17 protein-coding genes are annotated in these 20,215 nt (G+C 44.6%); 4 read left to right on the forward strand and 13 right to left on the reverse strand.

The features are described from left to right. Positions 1–35: 35 nt before the first annotated feature. Entirely contained in the window at positions 36–464 is a 429-nt protein-coding gene (locus L3V36_RS14640) for an HIT domain-containing protein (RefSeq protein WP_004734200.1), read from the forward strand. 137 nt (positions 465–601) lie between these two features. Here the strand turns inward: L3V36_RS14640 and L3V36_RS14645 are convergent, their stop codons facing one another. Genes L3V36_RS14645 through L3V36_RS14655 form a run of 3 tightly spaced genes read right to left on the reverse strand, consistent with a single transcriptional unit; the run spans position 602 to position 3,324 of the window. Beyond that, on the reverse strand, positions 602–832 hold the full coding sequence (locus L3V36_RS14645) for a FeoC-like transcriptional regulator (protein WP_004734201.1): 231 nt from the start codon (positions 830–832) through the stop codon (positions 602–604). Then, positions 829–3,102 carry a Fe(2+) transporter permease subunit FeoB gene (gene feoB / locus L3V36_RS14650; protein WP_102456985.1) on the reverse strand — a complete coding sequence of 758 codons (2,274 nt, stop codon included), beginning with the start codon at positions 3,100–3,102 and terminating at the stop codon, positions 829–831. Before feoB ends, L3V36_RS14645 begins: the two co-directional genes overlap by 4 nt. Continuing rightward, positions 3,103–3,324, reverse strand: a complete 222-nt coding sequence (locus L3V36_RS14655; RefSeq protein ID WP_004734203.1) for a FeoA family protein — start codon at positions 3,322–3,324, stop codon at positions 3,103–3,105. A gap of 352 nt (positions 3,325–3,676) precedes the next feature. Here L3V36_RS14655 and L3V36_RS14660 point away from each other — a divergent pair, with 352 nt between their 5' ends. Continuing rightward, positions 3,677–3,937, forward strand: coding sequence for a hypothetical protein (locus L3V36_RS14660; protein WP_237296683.1), 261 nt, complete (start codon positions 3,677–3,679; stop codon positions 3,935–3,937). 80 nt (positions 3,938–4,017) lie between these two features. On the opposite strand, the gene L3V36_RS14665 is transcribed toward L3V36_RS14660, so the two are convergent. Both L3V36_RS14665 and znuA read right to left on the reverse strand, forming a co-directional pair. Further along, positions 4,018–7,401 carry an AraC family transcriptional regulator gene (locus L3V36_RS14665; protein WP_017093868.1) on the reverse strand — a complete coding sequence of 1,128 codons (3,384 nt, stop codon included), beginning with the start codon at positions 7,399–7,401 and terminating at the stop codon, positions 4,018–4,020. 247 nt (positions 7,402–7,648) lie between these two features. Beyond that, positions 7,649–8,533 (reverse strand): zinc ABC transporter substrate-binding protein ZnuA, encoded by an 885-nt coding sequence (znuA, locus tag L3V36_RS14670; RefSeq protein WP_017088032.1) that lies wholly within the window; start codon positions 8,531–8,533, stop codon positions 7,649–7,651. 83 nt (positions 8,534–8,616) lie between these two features. On the opposite strand from znuA, the gene znuC reads away from it, so the two are divergent. Together znuC and znuB are read left to right on the forward strand one after the other, a co-directional pair. Continuing rightward, the gene (gene znuC / locus L3V36_RS14675) at positions 8,617–9,396 is read left to right on the forward strand and encodes a zinc ABC transporter ATP-binding protein ZnuC (protein WP_102445058.1); all 780 of its coding nucleotides are present in this window, start codon (positions 8,617–8,619) and stop codon (positions 9,394–9,396) included. Continuing rightward, positions 9,396–10,181 carry a zinc ABC transporter permease subunit ZnuB gene (znuB, locus tag L3V36_RS14680; protein WP_004734208.1) on the forward strand — a complete coding sequence of 262 codons (786 nt, stop codon included), beginning with the start codon at positions 9,396–9,398 and terminating at the stop codon, positions 10,179–10,181. The genes znuC and znuB overlap by 1 nt, the downstream gene beginning before the upstream one ends. Before the next feature lie 175 nt (positions 10,182–10,356). Here the strand turns inward: znuB and sucD are convergent, their stop codons facing one another. From sucD to sdhC, 8 genes are all read right to left on the reverse strand, one after another. Next, entirely contained in the window at positions 10,357–11,229 is an 873-nt protein-coding gene (sucD, locus tag L3V36_RS14685) for a succinate--CoA ligase subunit alpha (protein WP_004734209.1), read from the reverse strand. Beyond that, complete coding sequence (gene sucC / locus L3V36_RS14690; RefSeq protein ID WP_004734210.1) at positions 11,229–12,395, reverse strand: ADP-forming succinate--CoA ligase subunit beta; 1,167 nt, start codon at positions 12,393–12,395, stop codon at positions 11,229–11,231. Before sucC ends, sucD begins: the two co-directional genes overlap by 1 nt. A gap of 206 nt (positions 12,396–12,601) precedes the next feature. Then, complete coding sequence (odhB, locus tag L3V36_RS14695) at positions 12,602–13,810, reverse strand: 2-oxoglutarate dehydrogenase complex dihydrolipoyllysine-residue succinyltransferase (protein WP_004734211.1); 1,209 nt, start codon at positions 13,808–13,810, stop codon at positions 12,602–12,604. Positions 13,811–13,831: 21 nt separating this feature from the next. Then, a complete protein-coding gene (gene sucA, locus L3V36_RS14700; RefSeq protein WP_017079473.1) occupies positions 13,832–16,651 on the reverse strand; it encodes a 2-oxoglutarate dehydrogenase E1 component in 2,820 nt (939 codons plus the stop codon). Positions 16,652–16,748: 97 nt separating this feature from the next. Continuing rightward, the gene (locus L3V36_RS14705) at positions 16,749–17,462 is read right to left on the reverse strand and encodes a succinate dehydrogenase iron-sulfur subunit (protein WP_004734213.1); all 714 of its coding nucleotides are present in this window, start codon (positions 17,460–17,462) and stop codon (positions 16,749–16,751) included. A gap of 12 nt (positions 17,463–17,474) precedes the next feature. Beyond that, entirely contained in the window at positions 17,475–19,241 is a 1,767-nt protein-coding gene (gene sdhA / locus L3V36_RS14710) for a succinate dehydrogenase flavoprotein subunit (RefSeq protein WP_004734214.1), read from the reverse strand. After that, a complete protein-coding gene (sdhD, locus tag L3V36_RS14715) occupies positions 19,242–19,589 on the reverse strand; it encodes a succinate dehydrogenase, hydrophobic membrane anchor protein (protein ID WP_004734215.1) in 348 nt (115 codons plus the stop codon). After that, positions 19,583–19,975, reverse strand: a complete 393-nt coding sequence (gene sdhC / locus L3V36_RS14720) for a succinate dehydrogenase cytochrome b556 subunit (RefSeq protein ID WP_012604532.1) — start codon at positions 19,973–19,975, stop codon at positions 19,583–19,585. Before sdhC ends, sdhD begins: the two co-directional genes overlap by 7 nt. Positions 19,976–20,215: the final 240 nt, after the last annotated feature.

Consider the following 20,215-nt stretch of genomic DNA (forward strand, 5'->3'; position numbering starts at 1 on the left):
ATACTGAATTCAAGAAATCGAAATGGATAATAATAATGAGCTTTGAACTTCACCCACAGTTAGCAAAAGACACCACGCTTATCGGCGAATTTCCACTAAGCTTGGCACTGCTAAGCAAAGACAGCGCAGTGCCTTGGGTTATCTTGGTGCCAAAACGCGCCAACCTAAAAGAGTTGCACCATCTGCCAATGAAAGAACAACAGCAGTTCTTGCTTGAGTCTCAAGCGGTAAGCCAAGCATTAGAAGCGACATTCCAACCAGACAAGTTAAACCTAGGCGCGCTGGGTAACATGGTGCCACAACTGCACATTCACCATATTGCACGTTTCAAAGACGACATCGCGTGGCCAGGTCCAGTATGGGGCAACACCAAAGGCGAGCAACGCAGTGAAGAAGAACAAGCCGCAATCCATACTCGCATTCAAAACGTTTTATCACTGAGCTCTATCTTTAAGAAAGCGTAATTCGAGTTCATCTCATTACGCTTTAAAGCAAGGCTGTTCAGAATAGACACATGACAAAAAGCCGCTCATCTAAAATAGGTGAGCGGCTTTTTTATTGTCTAATCTCGCCGTTTTCAACGAGAGTATGAAGCTCTGAACTACATCATCACATTCAGTGACAGACCATCTTGTTTGCTGATGGTGTAACGAATACGTGTTGTATGACCATGCTTGTTGGTATCGACCAAGCGGGAAACTTTCCCTTTCTTGACCCAAACACTCAGCATCGCATCGACACCGTCTTCGCTCATACCAAACTTAGACGCAAGTTCACTGCGAGCTGCAACGCCCTCGTTATCAATGTATTGATGAAGTTCAGTTAAAATCATACTACTTGCACCTCTAGCGCTTTTTGCTTACTGCCAATTTTCTTGAAGACGCGATACGTCACCACAAAGCCACCAGCAATTGCCACCATCCACACAGCACTACTTACTGGGTGTACAGCGAAGTTTGCTGCTTGGTAGTAGAAGGTTGCACCGAAGTAACCAAGAGCCATTGTCCATACCGCTATGAAGCGGGCAAACGTCTGACCAAACTCACGAACATAAGCGCCCATCGCAGCAACACAAGGTGTGTAAAGCAGGATAAGAATCAAGTAAGCAAACGCAGCGTGGCCTGATACAAACTTGTCTTTCAAGTTACCAAAGATCGAAGTATCAACCTCTTGATCTGCAGCCACAGAGCTTGAGTCAGACAAGTCGCCCACTTCAATGCCTAATGGATCTGAATAGCTCAAACCAGCTAGGTTTTCAGGGATAGTCATGACGGCTTCTTGCAAGCTTGCTGCTAAATCGAATTCAGCCGCTTCTTCATCTGATGGCGTGGTGTACAAGCTGTTTAATGTACCAACAACGGCTTCTTTCGCAAAAATACCCGTAATAATACCAACCGTTGCAGGCCAGTTATCTTCAGTAATACCAATAGGTTGGAACACTGGAGTCACAACTTGAGCCGCTTTAGATAGCACTGAGCTTTCGCTGTCTTCGTTACCAAAACTGCCGTCCATACCTAATGAGTTCAGGAAGCTAAGAATAGCCACAACCATTACGATGGTTTTACCTGCGCCAAGCACGAAACGTTTCAGCTTCTGCCAAGTTTTCAGCATCACGTTTTGCACGGTTGGCAATTCGTAATCTGGCATCTCCATAACCAAGCTATCACTGCTACCAGGATAGATAGTATTTTTAAGGAATAAGCCCGTAAATACAGAAGCTACAATACCCATGATGTACAGAGCGAATACGACATTTTGTCCGGCACCAGGGAAAAACGCAGCTGCGAATAGTGCGTATACTGGCAAACGAGCTCCACATGACATAAAGGGCGCCATTGATGCTGCCAGTTTACGTTCACGCTCTTGGTCAAGAGTACGGGTTGCCATGATTGAAGGTACGTTACAACCAAAACCAAGTACTAACGGAACAAACGCTTTGCCCGGTAAGCCAATCTTCTGCATCACTTTATCAAGTACAAATGCAGCACGAGCCATGTAACCCGAGCTTTCTAATACCGCTAAGAACAAGTAAAGCGCGGCAATAACCGGAATAAAGGTCGCAACCGTTTGAATACCACCGCCGATGCCATCGGCAAGAATGGTGACTAGCCAAACCGGTAAATGGCCATCTAATAAGTGGTGTCCACCATCAACTAATATTGCGCCAACACCAATATCAAAGAAGTCGATAAACGCACTACCGATATTGATAGAGAACATGAACATTAGGTACATGATGACGAAGAAGAAAGGAATACCGACCCATTTATTCAAAATGAATTGGTCTGCTTTCTCAGTAAAGTTACGGCTTAGTTTCCCTTCACTGCGACGAACACGTTTACAAAGGTCATGTAAGAAAGTGTATTTAGCGTCAGCAACAGCAAGGTCAATATCGAAATCGGCACCTAGGCGCACACTGTCGATTTGAGTACGAGTTTGAGGAGCCAATCCGTTCAAGACTAAGTAATCGTTTTCTAAAGCACGAATAGCCAGAGCTCGGTGAGATACATCAGCATCATCAAATTGTGACTCAACAGAAGGGATAAGAGCTTCTAACGCGGCATCGTAATCAATAGAGATAGGATCAAGACTCACACCTTGAACAAGCAGTTTATGCAGACGCTCTTTAAAACGTGCAACTTGGCCTTTGTCGTTTGCAGACAAGCTTAAAACTGGACAGCCAAGCTCTTTCTCTAGCGCTTTAAGGTTAATCACCTGACGCTCACGCTTTAATACATCCATCTTGTTCAATACAACGATCATTGGGCGACCCAACTCTCGTAATTGTAATGTCATGTATAAGCTTCGTTCTAAGCAGCTTGCATCTACAACATTGATGATCACATCTGCAGGGTGAGTTAGCACAGCACGAGACGCGATAGATTCATCGATACTGTTCGCATCATTACCACTGTCTAGTGCGTAGATACCCGGTAAATCCGTTAGCTGAAACTGATCACCAGCATGCGAATACAAACCCGTCTTCTTTTCTACGGTTACACCAACCCAGTTACCAACGTGCTGCTTAGCGCCAGTTAAGGCGTTAAATAATGTTGTTTTACCACTATTTGGGTTACCAACGGTAAGAACTTGATAATCCATTTAGATAACCTCGATTTGTTCTGCAATGCTTTCACGAATGGCGATAGAAACACCTCTCACCTCCACTTGAAGTGGATCACCCATCGGCGCACGACGGATTAGCGTCACCTCAGTTTTTGGCAACATGCCCATAACCATAAGTTTTTTTCTAACGTCTGGTGTTAAGCCTGTTAGTGCAACAATAGAAGCCGCTTTTCCTTGCTCGAGTTGTGAGAGTTTCATAAATGCCCAATTCGTGACTGATAATGAGAAAGATTGTTATTACCGCCATGATACACATACATGACCACAATTCTATTGTGTGAAATCAATGTTTTCGAAAATACATACTCGTAAATTTCGTTAAAAACGTTTACGTCAAAAACGTTACTTTCAACAAACAACGAGAACTACCTCACTAGTACCAATCAAGAAAAACCAACACAAATCATTAATTATCAATAACTTAAAATAATGTCGGTTTTCTCATGGCCATCTGTCGTTAATTTTATAAGTAAAATAAGTGTGCAGACGTATAGTTACTCCAACGAAGAGAAACTACTTCTCTTTAATTTTATTCCAGAGGTGATGTGGCTTGCCATATCACTCCGGCAGCAAGCGAAGGTGTCCTTGGCACCCGTGGTATAGTCCCCCCGGCTATACCACGATATTTTTTTTCTTCCTTTTGTTTTATCCCAACAGCCTTTTAAACTCCCCACTGCTCTCTATCTCTATCTCTATCTCTATCTCTATCTCTATCTCTATCTCTATCTCTATCTCTATCTCTATCTCTATCTCTATCTCTATCTCTATCTCTATCTCTATCTCTATCTCTATCTCTATCTCTATCTCGTAGAAGCATAAAAAAGCCCCAACACGAATGTCGAGGCTTAGAGTATCTTTATCTATGTGGACGTAGAGTAAATCCGTAGCTCACTACTCTTCGCTATTTTCAGCAAACTTAGATGGCGACATACCAAAATGGTGCTTAAACCTTTGACTGAAATAAGAAGGGTCATTGAAACCAGAATCAAACGCGACGTCTGAGATTTTCTCTCCCGCAAGTAACCGCTCACACGCATGCTCTAAACGCACTTCATTCAAGTGCTCTTTAAAGGTCTTGTTATAAGCCGATTTAAAGCGTCTCTGTAAGCTTCTCTCTGACATGAACAAGTACTTAGCAGCAGTTGCAGTACTGAACTCTGCATCGGCGTAGTTTTCGCTCACAAGCTGCGACACTCTGTTTTTCCACTCTTGTTCAGCACTCAACCTTTGCTGCTCTGGCGTTGAAGCGGCAAGCTTAATGGTTTCAATCTGCTCAATTGTGCTGGCTTCCAGATTATCCAGCACTTGATACTCAATCGGCCACGAAAGCTGAACCTTATTTTGATAGTCAGAAACAAACGCGTTCAGCTCACCACCACTCTGATTCATCAATAGAGGTAATTTTTCGATATTTAGATCAGTCGATTTTCCGGTGTTGTCACCCATGCTTGATGCCAATTTAGGGAAAGGCATCCCATGATCTCGAATCGTAACGACAAGATGCTCCTTCACTTCTTCAACCAGAACCACCATGCTTTGTGACTTAAAGTTTCTCTTGATGATGCTCGCAACCAAGTTGTTGAAAATAATATCGAGATTAAAATACAGCAAGGATACGTATCGTTGTTTGGTATCAACTCTAATATCCAGTTCAATACCCGCTTTGGCTAGATCATCTTGCCAAGCTTTGAGTACCGCTTCTAAGATCAAAATTATATCGTAACTGACCTTCCCTTCTCCTTGAGGTGTATTACTCAATTGAGCCAAGCCATTTTTCAGCGTTAAGATTGGCGACTTGCCTTTCTCATCATTCCAATTCGGAAGCATCGCAGCAATATGATTAACTTCAGATGAGAGTTCATTTGCTGTGTGCGACACAAGCGCACTCTTAACTGATAGCTGCTTTTTAAGCTGTTGATTGGTCGTCAACAGGATGCGACTTTGGTGCCTCAGTTGATCGGTTTTTAATGCAACTTGCGCTTTTAGGTGTCTATTGGCAAAAGTGACATAACGCGAACGCCAAAAGACCAAGATAGTCACGACACCAATCAGCAGCGCCAGAGAGCTTGCGGCAGCCCAATTGCTCAGATACCAAGGCTCAGCGATTGAGAAGCTTTGATTCGTTGACACAAAGCGATAATGCGAGTCCTTAACGGGTTTTACTTCCAGTGTATAGTCCCCCGGAAGAAGATGATCGAGCGTTAACAAGCCTCCTTCAAATTCACTCCAAGGTTCATCGTCGCTCAGGCGATACTCCATCGCAGGGGCAAACGTCGCAGGTAGGATACCCAACTTAAAACTCATGGATGAACCATAAGGGATTTCATCCAAATCAGCAGTCTTACCACCAAGTGATACGGTTTGCTGATCAACACTGATCTTACTCAGTAATGCTCGACTATGAGGTGTTGTTGATACCAATAACTCATCAGATAACGCACTGACTACGCCATATTTTGATCCAAAAATAAGCCTCGTAGATAGGCTGCCTTCGCTGTCAAACAAGGCACATGCCCCTGCCGCCAGTTCATTGGTGATCAAGCCAAATGGTGAACCGATATGTTTATGCAGTTGCCCATCCAGTCCGTAATAGCTGATACCTTTCGAAGAACCTAACCACACACCATTGTCATCGCTTATTAAGCAATTTGGGCTAATATTGTCTTCAACAAGCGTGACCTCTTGAATAATAGAGCTGTCATAAGGGATTCGATACACACCATAACTACTCGCAAACCATTGAGCCCCATCCTTCGCTTTTTCAATATCGACCACTTTGCCAAATCGTTCGCTTGAGCGACTAAAGCTAATCCGTTTATCAATAAAAGAGTAGAAGCCGTGGTCAGTGCCTATATAAATACGACCTTGTAACCCTATATTGAGAGCAGTGATTTTTGCTGGCAAAAACTTATCAACTAACCAGTCAGTACCGTACCCCGTCAGCTTCATGGTTTCGATAGATAACGAATAAAGGTCTTGCCCCGATGTTATCCAAAGTACGTTATCAGCTTGAAGCGCAAAGTTCTCAACGTGTACCCCTTTGATAGACCTTGGTAAACCGAGCACTTCAGGCTCTAACGTATTGGTATTAAAACTAATAATGCCTTCTTCAGTAGCCAACCAAATGGAAGAACCAAAGATCTCAAAGTCCTGCACCGAGTTGGAATAAACACGAATTGGGTTCTCTTTGCTTTGAGCATCGACCAAATAGAGGCCCATTGAGGAAGCAACCCAAGATAATTGTTCACTAACCGGCTGTACTTTGTTTATCACGACACTACTTGAGTGCATTCCCATACCCGTTAATGGCGTTCTTGAGAATGTCTTACTGAACAGTGAGAAGTATCGGATGCCGTTATTTGTCGCAACCCACATCCCACCAGCATGGTCGTTGATTAACGAATATATTTTCTCTCCCGGTAACGAGAAATCTTGATTAGCGGCTTGTTCGAATCGTGTAATTTGACCCGTAATGAAGTTATAACTAATGAGTCCATGCTCTGTGCCAATCCAATATTGGTCTGAAGTTTCAGCAAGCGAGAGAACGTGCGACCCTTTTATTTTGTTCTCTTTATCTGGATTCGCGAGATCAACAATCACCGCCCCATTTAAAGTGCCAATCACTAACTCTCGTCTAGCATTAGAAAAATAAACCGTCTCAATATGGTGCTTATCTGATGCAGTGATGTGAGTAAACTCTTGCGCCTCGGAAAGGTAAGCACCAGAACTGGTCGCGAGTACCCATTTTGACAACACCCACTCCGCATCGTTAATCGCAATATCACTGCTATTGTTGTATCGATACAGTTTGAGTAGTGAGTAGGTGGTAAATTCTAAAGATTGAGTGTTGTAAGTATAAAAATTACTGCCATCTGTGACCCAAATATAATCACCTGATGAGCCGATATTCGCGATCTCAGCGCCGGGGCTTAAACTAAACGCAAGCTCATTGCCAATACCAGGGCTATGTCGGTACACCTCATTATCAAAAAATGTCCAAAACTCATCGTTAAGAAACGCGACTCTTTCTGAAGAAAATTGCAGAAGGCTGCCCTTTCGCGGGAATAGGGTTCGGCCATCATAAAAGAGTACTTTTCCATGGACATCATGAACCCATAGCCCGCCACCGGCACCTAAGTACAGGTTTTTAGCCGCAAGAAAGTTCCCTTGCGCTTGAACGGGCAAAGGATAGAAAACGGAGGGTGATGTATTTACCGCGAGAACGCTAAATGAAATGCTCATTAACATGAACATTCTGAAGATAATTCGATACAACTTTTCATCCTGAACAGCAATAACACATGAAATTATGGTGTCCACAACGTCTTATCGCTGCTTAATCAAAAATTCAGTTTTTTTGTGCTTATTATTATCTTTCTATTTTAGCGGAAATTAACAAAGGAGAAAGGAGGTTTGCTATTTGTTGAGAGGTTTTATCTTAGCGGTCACGAAAATGCCGCAAAAAGCGGCATGATTCATAAATTAACGAGAGCAAAGTGTCGTTAGGAATATTGATTATTGATTACTTAGCACTCAAGCAACTGGTGTAGCTGTCTGTAAGTTGCTGAAGAAAATCGAAATAACTTCCACTCTTCACTTCAACCTGTGAACCAACAGGATCAAGTTGCCCTTGCTTAGCATTGCTTCCGCGAGTCACCGATTCGATCACAGCTGGTGTAAATTGAGGCTCTGCAAATACACATTGAACATTTTCACGCACCAAGGTTTTCTTGATAGCTATCAAGCTTTTTGCACCCGGCTTGCGCTCTGGGCTCACGGTAAAGTGACCTAAGTTATTTAACTCAAACTCCTGTTCGAAGTAGCCGTACGCATCATGGAATACGTAGTAACCTTTGTCTTTCACTGGCGCAAGTTGTTCATTAATTGACTGCTTCTTCTCTTTCAAAGCAATCAAGAATGAGTCTAGGTTCTCTTGATACGCCATTGCGTTATCAGGGTCAGATTCAATCAACTTAGCTGAGATATATTTTGCCGCGACTTCAACTTGGTCGATGCCCAACCAAAAATGCGGGTCATGGCTACCATGATGGTGTCCTTCATGAGAATCGTGGTCATCATGTCCGAACTCTCGCAAGTTAATTCCTGGAATCTCACTGATCTTGATAACGTTTTCTTTTGAACCAATCACCTTAGTCAGAAAGGCTTCTAGGTCAGGACCAAACCAGATAACCATATCGGCACTGTGAACTTTTTTGACATCCGATGGCTTAAGCGCATAATCGTGCGGCGAAGCATTGCTGTTCATCAACACATCCGGCTCACTAACGCCTTGCGTTAATTCTGTCACAATCATTTGAATCGGTTTAAAGCTTGTTAGAATAGTATTGGCACTTGCGACACTTGGCGCTAAAAGCAAAGTAGCAAGTATAAAAGATGAACGTGACATAATCCCTCGATAATAGAAAAGTAGCTTAGGCTTGAGGTAAATGTTACATTATAACATTAGCGAATTGCAAATGAGTTCTATTCATGGATAACTTAATCCAACTAGATTCTGTGAGCGTCGAATTTGACGGTCGAAAAGTTCTAGACAACATCTCTCTAAATATAGAGCGCGGCAGAATCACCACCCTCATTGGGCCAAACGGTGCAGGAAAGTCGACATTAGTAAAAGTGGTACTGGGTTTACAAACCCAATTTTCAGGCACAATAACAAAAGCTAAAAAACTGAAAATTGGCTATGTACCACAAAAACTAAAGCTCAATGATTCACTACCGCTCAACGTAGAGCGTTTTCTAAAGCTCACTGGCAAGTTCAGTCAGCAAGAAATCCTTGAAGCATTGAAGCTCGTTGGTGCTGAACATCTGCAGAAGAGTAACATGCACCAGCTATCTGGCGGCGAAAACCAACGTGTGCTGATTGCTCGTTCATTGCTAAGAAGACCAGATCTACTGGTTCTTGATGAACCTGCTCAAGGCGTTGATGTACAAGGGCAAATAGACCTGTATGACCTGATTGACACCATTCGTCACCGCTTTGGTTGTGCCGTATTTATGGTTTCACATGACCTGCATTTAGTGATGGCAAAAACAGACGATGTTATCTGTTTGCACCATCATATCTGTTGCTCAGGCGCACCTGCAGACATCAAACACCACCCTTCGTATATTGCGCTCTTTGGCACCGCGACCCAAGAAACACTAGCGTTTTATCATCACCAACACGAACATCACCATCATGATCTTGCAGGCCAGCCTGTCGAAGGCGACGTGCATGAATGTTCAAACCATAAACATGGACATCACTAATGCTTGAGTTTCTTCTTCCCTCTATTCTGGCGGGTTTGGGTATTGCGCTAATTGCAGGCCCATTAGGGTCGTTCGTGGTATGGCGCAAGATGGCTTACTTTGGTGACACGCTTGCTCACGCTTCTTTGATGGGCTTAGCACTTGGCTTTCTGTTCAACATTAACTTGTATTTCGCGCTGCTGATTTGTTGTTTGATGCTGGCCGTGTTGCTAGTGACTTTACAAAAACAAAAGCTAGTCGCGACCGATACCTTACTGGGTATATTGGCGCACAGTGCACTCTCTTTAGGCCTTGTTGCTGTCAGCTTCTTAGACAATGTTCGTGTCGATCTAATGAGTTACCTATTTGGTGACTTGCTTGCGGTGTCTCCAACAGATTTGGTGTTCATCTACGCGGGTGCTGCAGTGATTGGTTTAGTGCTTGCGATATTTTGGCGACCACTGCTTTCAACGACAGTAAATGAAGATCTTGCAGCAGTAGATGGCATCAACATTGACTTAATGCGCCTAATCCTGATGTTGCTGGTTGGTATCGTGATTGCAGTCGGTATGAAGTTTGTGGGTGCGTTAATCATGACATCGCTACTGATCATCCCAGCAGCTACAGCAAGGAAATTTGCGAATACACCCGAGCAAATGGCATTCCTCGCCTCAGTTATTGGCTCTATCGCTGTGTTCGGAGGGTTGAGCTTGTCTTGGTTCTATGACACGCCAGCCGGCCCGTCTGTTGTTATTAGTGCTGCGGCAATGTTTATGCTGTCTCAAATGTACAGAACCCGCGCCTAAAGTGAAAAGTCGGGATTCATTCTGGCTTTTAACAACACAACCGTTGATGCGGCAGTCGTTTATAAAAGAATCGTTTACAAAAAAATCGGTCACAAAAGAAAAAGGCTTGGTCAATGACCAAGCCTTTCTTATATCGTTCAGTTAGCTTCTATCTCGTTAGATAAAAGCCAGCTGATTACCAACCCGTGATTTCACGTAGGCCTTTACCGATGTCAGCAAGAGACTTAACAGTCTTAACGCCTGCTGCTTCTAGCGCTGCGAATTTATCTTCAGCAGTACCTTTACCGCCTGAGATGATTGCGCCAGCGTGGCCCATACGTTTACCCGGAGGAGCAGTAACACCAGCGATGTAAGATACAACTGGCTTAGTTACGTTTGCTTTGATGAACTCAGCAGCTTCTTCTTCCGCAGTACCACCGATCTCACCAATCATTACGATTGCTTCAGTCTCTGGGTCTTCTTGGAAAAGTTTTAGGATATCAATGAAGTTTGAACCTGGGATAGGGTCACCACCGATACCAACACATGTAGACTGACCAAAGCCTTCATCTGTTGTTTGCTTAACTGCTTCGTACGTCAGAGTACCTGAACGAGATACGATACCTACCTTACCCTTCTTATGGATATGACCAGGCATGATACCAATCTTACACTCGTCTGGAGTGATAAGACCTGGACAGTTAGGACCGATCATGCGAACGCCAGTTTCTTCTAGCTTCACTTTAACGTCGATCATATCTGTAGTAGGGATACCTTCAGTGATCGTTACGATCAGTTCGATACCTGCATCAATTGCTTCTAGGATTGCATCTTTACAGAAAGGTGCTGGTACGTAGATAACTGTTGCTGTTGCGCCAGTTACTTCTACTGCTTCACGTACTGTGTTGAATACTGGAAGGCCTAGGTGAGTTTGACCACCTTTACCAGGTGAAACACCACCAACCATTTGCGTACCGTATGCGATAGCTTGGTCTGAGTGGAATGTACCTTGACCGCCAGTGAAACCCTGACAGATTACTTTAGTGTCTTTGTTAATTAATACAGACATTATTTAGCCTCCGCAGCAGCAACAACTTTCTGAGCAGCATCTGTTAGAGATACAGCAGCAATGATATCAACATCAGAATTAGCAAGTACTTCGCGACCTAGGTCTGCGTTTGTACCTTCTAGACGAACAACGACAGGAACTGTTACGCCAACTTCTTTAACTGCACCAATAATACCTTCAGCGATCATGTCACAACGAACGATGCCACCGAAGATGTTTACGAGTACTGCTTTAACATTGTCATCAGAAAGGATGATCTTGAATGCTTCAGCTACACGCTCTTTTGTTGCGCCGCCGCCTACATCAAGGAAGTTTGCTGGCTTGCCGCCGTGTAGGTTTACGATATCCATCGTACCCATAGCAAGGCCTGCACCGTTAACCATACAGCCAACGTTGCCATCAAGTGCTACGTAGTTCAGTTCCCACTGAGCTGCGTGCGCTTCGCGCTCGTCTTCTTGTGAAGGATCGTGCATTTCACGAAGCTTTGGCTGACGGTACATTGCGTTTGAGTCAATGTTGATCTTGCCGTCTAGGCAAAGAAGGTTACCTTCATTTGTAATAACAAGCGGGTTAATTTCTAGTAGAGCTAGGTCGTACTGAGCGAACATTTCACCAAGACCCATGAAGATCTTAACGAACTGTTTAATTTGATCGCCAGCTAGGCCAAGTTTGAATGCCAATTCACGGCCTTGGTAAGCTTGAGGGCCAACTAGAGGATCGATCGCAGATTGGTGAATCAACTCTGGAGTTTCTTCAGCGATTTTCTCAATGTCCACGCCGCCTTCAGTTGACGCCATGAATACAATTTTACGAGTTGCACGGTCAACAACAGCGCCTAGGTAAAGTTCGTTAGCAATGTTTGATGCTTCTTCAACTAGGATCTTGGTTACAGGCTGACCATTAGCGTCTGTTTGGTAAGTCACTAGGTTTTTACCTAGCCACTTTTGTGCAAACTCTTTAACGCCTTCTTTAGTGTCATGTAGCTCTACGCCGCCCGCTTTACCGCGACCACCAGCGTGTACTTGACACTTAACAACTTTCTTGGCTGTACTGATACGACCTGCAGCTTCGAAAGCTTCTTGTGCTGTATCACATGCGAAACCTTCTGGTACAGGCAAACCGAATTCTGCAAACAGCTGTTTGGCTTGGTATTCATGCAAATTCATTTTGATATTCCGTTTATTTTCCCTTAAGGGATTATTATTTCCATAACGACACAGTTTCCTGTGGTACGTCTGTAGGGTCTTCTCAAATCAACTGCTGTCCATTTTCTAATGGCTTTACAGTTCAAGTGAAGGCCAGACGTTGAGCAGCCTAGCCTTTGAAACTTTTTACGTCTAGCTAACGAGGTTAACTAGACGTTTTAGCGATACTAAACGTCTAATAACAGACGTGCAGGATCTTCTAGAAGCTCTTTGATAGTCACTAGGAAGCCAACTGATTCACGGCCATCGATTAGACGGTGATCGTAAGAAAGCGCTAAGTACATCATTGGTAGAATTTCTACCTTGCCATCAACAGCCATTGGACGATCTTGGATTTTATGCATACCCAAAATTGCCGCTTGAGGCGGGTTGATGATTGGCGTAGACATTAGAGAACCAAATACACCACCGTTTGTGATAGTGAAGTTACCGCCCATCAGTTCATCAACAGTTAGCTTGCCATCACGGCCTTTGATTGCTAGCTCTTTGATGCCTTTTTCGATGTCAGCAAAACCTAGTGTGTCACAGTCTTTCAGTACTGGAGTCACTAGACCGCGTGGCGTAGATACCGCCATGCTGATATCGAAGTAGTTGTGGTAAATGATATCTGTACCATCAATCGAAGCGTTAACTTCTGGGAAACGCTTCAGCGCTTCTGTTACTGCTTTCACATAGAAAGACATGAAACCAAGACGCGTATCGTGACGCTTCTCGAATTGGTCTTTGTACTGCTTACGAAGGTCCATGATTGGTTTCATGTTCACTTCGTTGAAAGTAGTCAGCATTGCTGTGCTGTTCTTCGCTTCTAGAAGACGGTTTGCAACTGTCTTACGTAGGCGAGTCATAGGCACGCGTTTTTGGCTACGAGCCGCTGCTGGCGCTTCAACTGCTGGTGCAGATGCTGCTACCGGAGCCGCTTTCGCTGCTGCTAGGTGCGCGTCGATGTCTTCACGAGTAATACGACCACCAACACCAGTGCCTTTGACGTCAGCTGGTTGTAGGTTGTGTTCTGCAAGAAGACGACGAACAGCTGGGCTTAGTGCGTCGTTGCTTTCTTCTGTCAGTGCCGCTTTGTGGCGCTTATCAGGAGAAGCTTCTGTATCTTCAGTGGTATCTTTCGTTGGTTCACCAGCGACAGCACCAGGTTTGATCTTTGCAAGAAGCTGCTTAGAAAGTACCGTAGCACCCTCTTCTTCTAGGATAGCTTCCAGAACACCCGCTTCAGGAGCCGGTACTTCTAGAACTACTTTATCTGTTTCGATGTCTACAATGACTTCATCACGTGCAACGGCTTCGCCTGGTTTTTTGTGCCAAGTCGCCACTGTTGCATCAGCCACAGATTCAGGTAAATCTGGAACCAGAATTTCAATTGTCATGTGCGTATTTTCCTTTTACTTCTAGTTCTTAAGTAGGGTCAAAGCGTCGTCAACTAACGCTTTTTGTTGTTTCAAGTGTACCGACATATAGCCAACAGCTGGTGATGCTGATGCAGGACGACCTGCATATTGAATATCAGCACCCACTGGAATAGCAGCTCGGAAATTATGTTGGCTACTGTACCAAGCACCTTGGTTTTGTGGCTCTTCTTGACACCAAACGTAATCGACTACATTTGTGTATTGTGCGATTGCAGCTCTCACGTCCTCGTAAGGGAACGGGTAAAGTTGCTCAATACGTACAATAGCGACATCGTCTTGCTCGTTCTTACGTCTTTGATCAAGCAGGTCAAAGTAAACCTTACCTGAACAGAACACGACGCGTTTTACGTTCTCAGGAGCCAGATCATCAATTTCTGCGATAGCTGGTTGGAACGTACCTTCTGCTAGATCTTCCATAGAAGACGTACATAGAGGGTGACGAAGCAATGACTTAGGTGACATTACGATCAGTGGACGACGCATTGGTCGAACAACCTGACGGCGAATCATGTGATAAACCTGTGCCGGCGTTGAAGGAACAACAACCTGCATGTTTTGTTCAGCACATAATTGAAGGTAACGTTCAAGACGAGCAGATGAGTGCTCTGGGCCTTGGCCTTCATAGCCGTGAGGAAGCAGCATAGTTAGACCACATAAACGTGCCCACTTTTGCTCACCTGACGAAATGAATTGGTCGATTACAACTTGTGCACCGTTTGCGAAGTCACCAAATTGTGCTTCCCAAAGGGTTAGACCGCTTGGTTCTGCCGTTGCATAACCATACTCAAATGCGAGTACCGCTTCTTCAGATAACACAGAGTCAAATACTTGGAATGGCCCTTGTTTATCATGAATGTTCGCAAGAGGAACATACGTGCTTGCATCTGATTGATTGTGCAGTACTGAGTGGCGGTGGAAGAACGTACCACGACCTGAATCTTGGCCTGAGATACGAATACGCTTACCGTCATCAACAAGTGTTGCGTAAGCCAGAGTCTCGGCCATACCCCAATCGACTTGTTTCTCACCATTCACCATGGCAGTACGATCGTTGTACAGTTTGTTTACTCGACTTTGCAGCTTATGGCTGTCTGGGTATTGACAAAGTTTGCTACCAAGCTCTTTCAGGCGCTCGATGTCAATCTTGTTGTCCCATTCGATGTTCCAGTCATGACCTAGGTAAGGTGACCAGTCCACTGAGTGAAGTGCCATTGGGCGCCACTCTTTAACCACAACTTCACCGTGATCAAGTGCATCACGATATTCGTTAACGAGTTGTGTTGCCGTATCAATACCAAACTCACCGCGTTCCATTAGCACGTCAGCATAAAGCTTACGTGGCGTTGGATGCTTCTTGATTTTTTGGTACATCAAAGGCTGCGTTGCATTCGGCTCATCGGCTTCATTGTGACCGTGGCGACGGTAACAAACCAAATCAATAACAACATCACGCTTAAACGTATTACGGTAATCTAATGCAAGACGCGCTACGAAAGCGACAGCTTCTGGATCATCAGAGTTAACGTGGAAAATCGGAGCCTGAACCATCTTCGCGATATCGGTACAGTACATCGTAGAACGTGTATCGCGAGGGTTAGACGTTGTAAAACCAACTTGGTTATTTACAACGATACGAACCGTACCACCAACACAGAAACCACGAGCTTGAGACATGTTGAACGTCTCTTGTACTACACCCTGGCCAGCGATAGCTGAATCACCATGGATAGTAATTGGAAGTACGCGGCTGCCATCTTTATCGTCTAGACGATCTTGGCGAGCACGTACCGAACCGATAACTACCGGGTTTACGATTTCTAAGTGAGATGGGTTAAATGCAAGTGCTAAGTGAACGTTGCCGCCTGGTGTTGCGAAATCCGCAGAGAAACCTTGGTGGTATTTCACATCACCAGTGCCCCACGAGTCATCGCTGTGCTTGCCCGCAAACTCGTCAAACAGGTCTTGTGGCTTTTTACCAAGCACATTGACCAGCATGTTTAGACGACCACGGTGAGCCATACCAACAACAACTTCACGCATGCCTTGTCCACCTGCATGACGAATAATTTCCTTCGTCATTGGGATCAACGCATCACCACCTTCCAACGAGAAGCGTTTTGCGCCTGGGAATTTAGCACCAAGATAGCGCTCAAGACCTTCAGCAGCAGTTAGCTCTTCTAGGAAAGCTTGCTTTTCTTCTTTATCGAAAGAGGGTTGACCAGAAACAGACTCTAAACGTTGTTGGATCCAACGCTTTTGCTCTGTGTTAGTCATGTGCATGTATTCAGCACCAATCGAACCACAATAAGTTTGCTTTAAAGATTTGTACAAATCTCGAAGCACCATCGTCTCTTGGCCAATGGCGTAAGAGCCGACGTTAAACGTCTCATTGAGGTCATCTTCGGTAAGAGTGTGAAAAGAAGGATCCAGTTCAGCGACTGTATCTCTTTCCCATAAACCTAGGGGGTCTAGATTTGCTGATTGATGCCCTCGGAATCGATAGGCATTAATAAGTTGCAGAACCTTTACTTGTTTCGCATCGACATCTGGATCACTAACTTGGACACTGTAATGCTTTGTTTCTTGAGCGAGTCGACGGAAGTATTCACGAACACGAGAGTGTGGTTGTTCCACTGCTTCTGAAGCTTGCACAGGCAATTCTTCAAAAACACTTCTCCATTCGTCACTTACCGAATCGGGGTCACTTAGATACAGTTCATAGAGTTCTTCTACGTACGTTGCATTGGCGCCAGCCAAGTGTGAAGACTCGAGCCATGCCTTCATCACGCCGTTGTGCATATTTTCCCTTAACCAGTAGTTTTCACGTTTGCTGCGGTCTATGCCGAGCTATTAAAAGGCCGCCCCAAAACTTCTAGGGCGGCAATTTTTATATAACTTAAACCGAACGATTCACAAGCATGGTCTTGATGTGACCAATCGCTTTCGTCGGATTTAATCCCTTAGGACAAACACTTACACAATTCATGATGCCATGGCAACGAAAAACGCTAAATGCATCATCAAGATCGGACAGACGTTCGTCTGTCGCCGTATCTCGGCTATCTATTAGCCAACGGTATGCTGCAAGCAGGCCAGCTGGTCCGATGAACTTATCTGGATTCCACCAGAATGATGGGCACGAAGTCGTACAACATGCACACATGATACATTCATACAAACCATCTAAATGAGCACGCTCATCAGGGCTTTGTAGGTTTTCACGAGCCGGTGGCACATTGCCATCAGACACTAAGAACGGCTTAACTTTTTCGTAGTTATCGTAGAACTGAGTCATGTCTACGATTAAATCACGCACGACAGGCAAACCTGGAAGTGGGCGAATTACGATTTTATCTTGGCCAGTAAGAGCAGACAGAGGCGTAATACACGCCAATCCGTTTTTACCATTCATGTTCAAGCCATCAGAACCACATACACCTTCACGGCATGAACGACGGAATGAAATCGTTGGATCTTGCTCTTTCAAAAGAATAAGCGCATCCAAAAGCATCATGTCAGAGCCTTCTTCCACCTCTAGGGTGTACTCTTTCATGTAAGGCTTCTGGTCCACATCTGGGTTGTAACGGTATAAAGAGAAATTCAGTTTCATGGTCATATCTCCTTAGTACGTACGTGCTTTCGGCGGGAATGCTTCACGATGGATAGGTTCCATGTTCACGCCACGCTTAGTCATACTTTCTGATTCTGGGTTGTAAAGTGAGTGGCATAGCCATTGCTCATCATCACGGTCTGGGAAGTCAAAACGAGCATGCGCTCCACGACTCTCTGTACGGAAGTTTGCTGCAACCGCAGTTGCGAATGCCGTTTCCATCAAGTTTTCAAGTTCTAAACACTCAATACGTTGCGTGTTGAACTCTGTCGACTTGTCTGAAAGGTGTGCATTCTTAAGACGCTCACGAATCACTTTAAGCTCTTCTAAGCCATCAGCCATCGCTTTACCTTCACGGAATACAGAGAAGTTGTTCTGCATACATTGCTGAAGATCTTTACGAATTACCGCAGGGTCTTCACCGTCTGTACTGTTTTCCCAACGATTGTATCGCTCTAGTGAACGTTCAATGTCGGCTTCAGTTGCAGGTTTTGCTTCAGCTTGCTTATTCAGAGTCTCACCAAGGTGAAGACCTGTCGCACGGCCGAACACAACCAAATCAAGTAGCGAGTTGCCACCTAGACGGTTTGCACCATGTACAGATACTGAAGCGATTTCGCCACAAGCGAATAGACCTTGAATTTCAACGTCTGAACCATCTTCAGTTTGTTTAATTGCTTGACCAGAAACCTGAGTTGGAACACCACCCATCATGTAGTGACACGTTGGGATTACAGGAATTGGTTCTTTAACTGGATCAACGTGAGCAAACGTACGAGAAAGCTCACATACACCCGGTAGACGAGACTCAAGCGTCTCTTTACCTAGGTGATCAAGTTTCAGCTTAATGTGAGGACCCCATGGGCCATCGCAACCACGACCTTCACGAATCTCAACCATCATCGAACGAGCTACCACATCACGACCGGCTAAATCTTTAGCATTCGGAGCATAACGTTCCATGAAGCGCTCGCCGTCTTTATTGAGAAGGTAACCACCTTCACCACGACAACCTTCTGTTACCAAAACACCTGCGCCAGCGATACCCGTTGGGTGGAACTGCCACATTTCGATGTCTTGCATTGGAACGCCAGCACGAATTGCCATGCCAACACCGTCACCAGTGTTAATGTGTGCATTCGTTGTTGATGCGTAGATACGACCAGCACCGCCGGTAGCAAGGATTGTTGCCTTCGCTTTGAAGTAGCAAACCTCGCCCGTTTCCATACAAAGCGCGGTAGTACCTAAGATTGCACCATCTTCGTTTTTAACAAGATCCAGTGCATACCACTCAGAGAAAACCGTCGTTTTGTGTTTAATGTTTTGTTGGTAAAGCGTGTGTAGCAGTGCGTGACCAGTACGGTCGGCTGCCGCTGCGGTACGAGCCGCTTGCTCACCACCAAAATTCTTAGATTGGCCACCAAACGGACGTTGGTAAATACTGCCGTTATCAAAGCGAGAAAATGGAAGACCCATTTTTTCTAATTCGATAACCGACTCAGGGCCATTTTTACACATGTATTCGATAGCATCTTGGTCGCCGATGTAATCGGAACCTTTAACCGTATCGTACATGTGTTGTTCCCAGTGATCTTCATGCGCATTACCAAGAGCAACAGTGATACCACCTTGCGCAGACACAGTATGAGAACGAGTTGGGAAAACTTTAGAAAGCAACGCACAAGATAGGCCTTGCTCAGAAATTTGTAGCGCGGCGCGCATACCAGCACCACCAGCGCCAATTACTACAGCATCAAACTCACGAACAGGAATAGTCACTTACGCACCCCACAAAATAAACAGACCAGAGAAGAAATATCCTAGAAGAACCGCAACAACACCGACTTGAAGACCAACGCGCAATTTTGCACATTTGATGTAGTCAGTTAGTACTTGCCACAAGCCGATCCACGCGTGAACCAAAATTGAAGTAAGTGCTAACATGGTGAAGACTTTAGTGAAGGTACCACCAAAGAATTGCGTCCAAGATGCGTAAGAAATATCACCTGAGAAAGCACAGAAGCTCACTAGGTAGATAGTGTAAAGCGTCATAATGATGGCTGTTGCACGAATCAATAGATAATCATGCACACCATTACGACCAAAAGTAGAAACGTTGTTTACCATACTAAGATCCCCGCTAGTAGAGACAATACCGCTGTTGCTGCGAATGCAACCTTCGCGCTCTTAGCGCCAGATTCCAGCTCTTCAAAGTGACCAAGGTCCATAAGAAGGTGACGAATACCACCAGCAATGTGGTAAGCCAAAGCGGTTAAAATGCCCCACAGAATAAACTTCACGAAGAAACCGTCGACAATGTCGCTAGCTTCCATAAAGCCTACAGGGGAAGAGAGGGAAATGGATAGTAACCAAAGCAGAATTCCGATCGCAACAAAAGTAATCACCCCAGACACACGGTGTAGGATGGAAGCTATTGCTGTGATAGGAAAGTGGATGGTCTGTAAATCTAAATTAACAGGTCTTGTCTTTCTTTCTTTCACGGGCTCGCTCACTCAGCTCCATTGAGCATGATGGTCATTAAATAACCTTATGTATTGTTATGGACAAAATTTGATTGCAAACCTTCAAAATTTAACATTAACTTAACAAATAACGTAAGTTGAGCCTTAGATAATTGTAAAATAATTGTTAACAGCTAGGTTTCTGAAGACACCTCACATTTCTTCTTAGCCTTGCATTTATAAGGTTTTAACCAAACTTTTCAGCGCCACTATACGGCTGGCAACATTCTA

Origin of the sequence: Vibrio sp. G-C-1, assembly GCF_021728015.1 — a bacterium.
Classification (GTDB): Bacteria; Pseudomonadota; Gammaproteobacteria; order Enterobacterales; family Vibrionaceae; genus Vibrio; species Vibrio splendidus.

Bases quoted from the DNA above. Each gene is read 5' to 3' on its own strand.
- L3V36_RS14645 (WP_004734201.1), bottom strand. From the start codon at position 832: ATGATTTTAACTGAACTTCATCAATACATTGATAACGAGGGCGTTGCA.
- L3V36_RS14640 (WP_004734200.1), top strand. From the start codon at position 36: ATGAGCTTTGAACTTCACCCACAGTTAGCAAAAGACACCACGCTTATC.
- odhB (WP_004734211.1), bottom strand. From the start codon at position 13,810: ATGACAATTGAAATTCTGGTTCCAGATTTACCTGAATCTGTGGCTGAT.
- znuB (WP_004734208.1), top strand. From the start codon at position 9,396: ATGCTTGAGTTTCTTCTTCCCTCTATTCTGGCGGGTTTGGGTATTGCG.
- L3V36_RS14655 (WP_004734203.1), bottom strand. From the start codon at position 3,324: ATGAAACTCTCACAACTCGAGCAAGGAAAAGCGGCTTCTATTGTTGCA.
- sucA (WP_017079473.1), bottom strand. From the start codon at position 16,651: ATGCACAACGGCGTGATGAAGGCATGGCTCGAGTCTTCACACTTGGCT.
- sucC (WP_004734210.1), bottom strand. From the start codon at position 12,395: ATGAATTTGCATGAATACCAAGCCAAACAGCTGTTTGCAGAATTCGGT.
- L3V36_RS14705 (WP_004734213.1), bottom strand. From the start codon at position 17,462: ATGAAACTGAATTTCTCTTTATACCGTTACAACCCAGATGTGGACCAG.
- sdhD (WP_004734215.1), bottom strand. From the start codon at position 19,589: ATGGTAAACAACGTTTCTACTTTTGGTCGTAATGGTGTGCATGATTAT.
- znuC (WP_102445058.1), top strand. From the start codon at position 8,617: ATGGATAACTTAATCCAACTAGATTCTGTGAGCGTCGAATTTGACGGT.
- znuA (WP_017088032.1), bottom strand. From the start codon at position 8,533: ATGTCACGTTCATCTTTTATACTTGCTACTTTGCTTTTAGCGCCAAGT.
- feoB (WP_102456985.1), bottom strand. From the start codon at position 3,102: ATGGATTATCAAGTTCTTACCGTTGGTAACCCAAATAGTGGTAAAACA.
- sucD (WP_004734209.1), bottom strand. From the start codon at position 11,229: ATGTCTGTATTAATTAACAAAGACACTAAAGTAATCTGTCAGGGTTTC.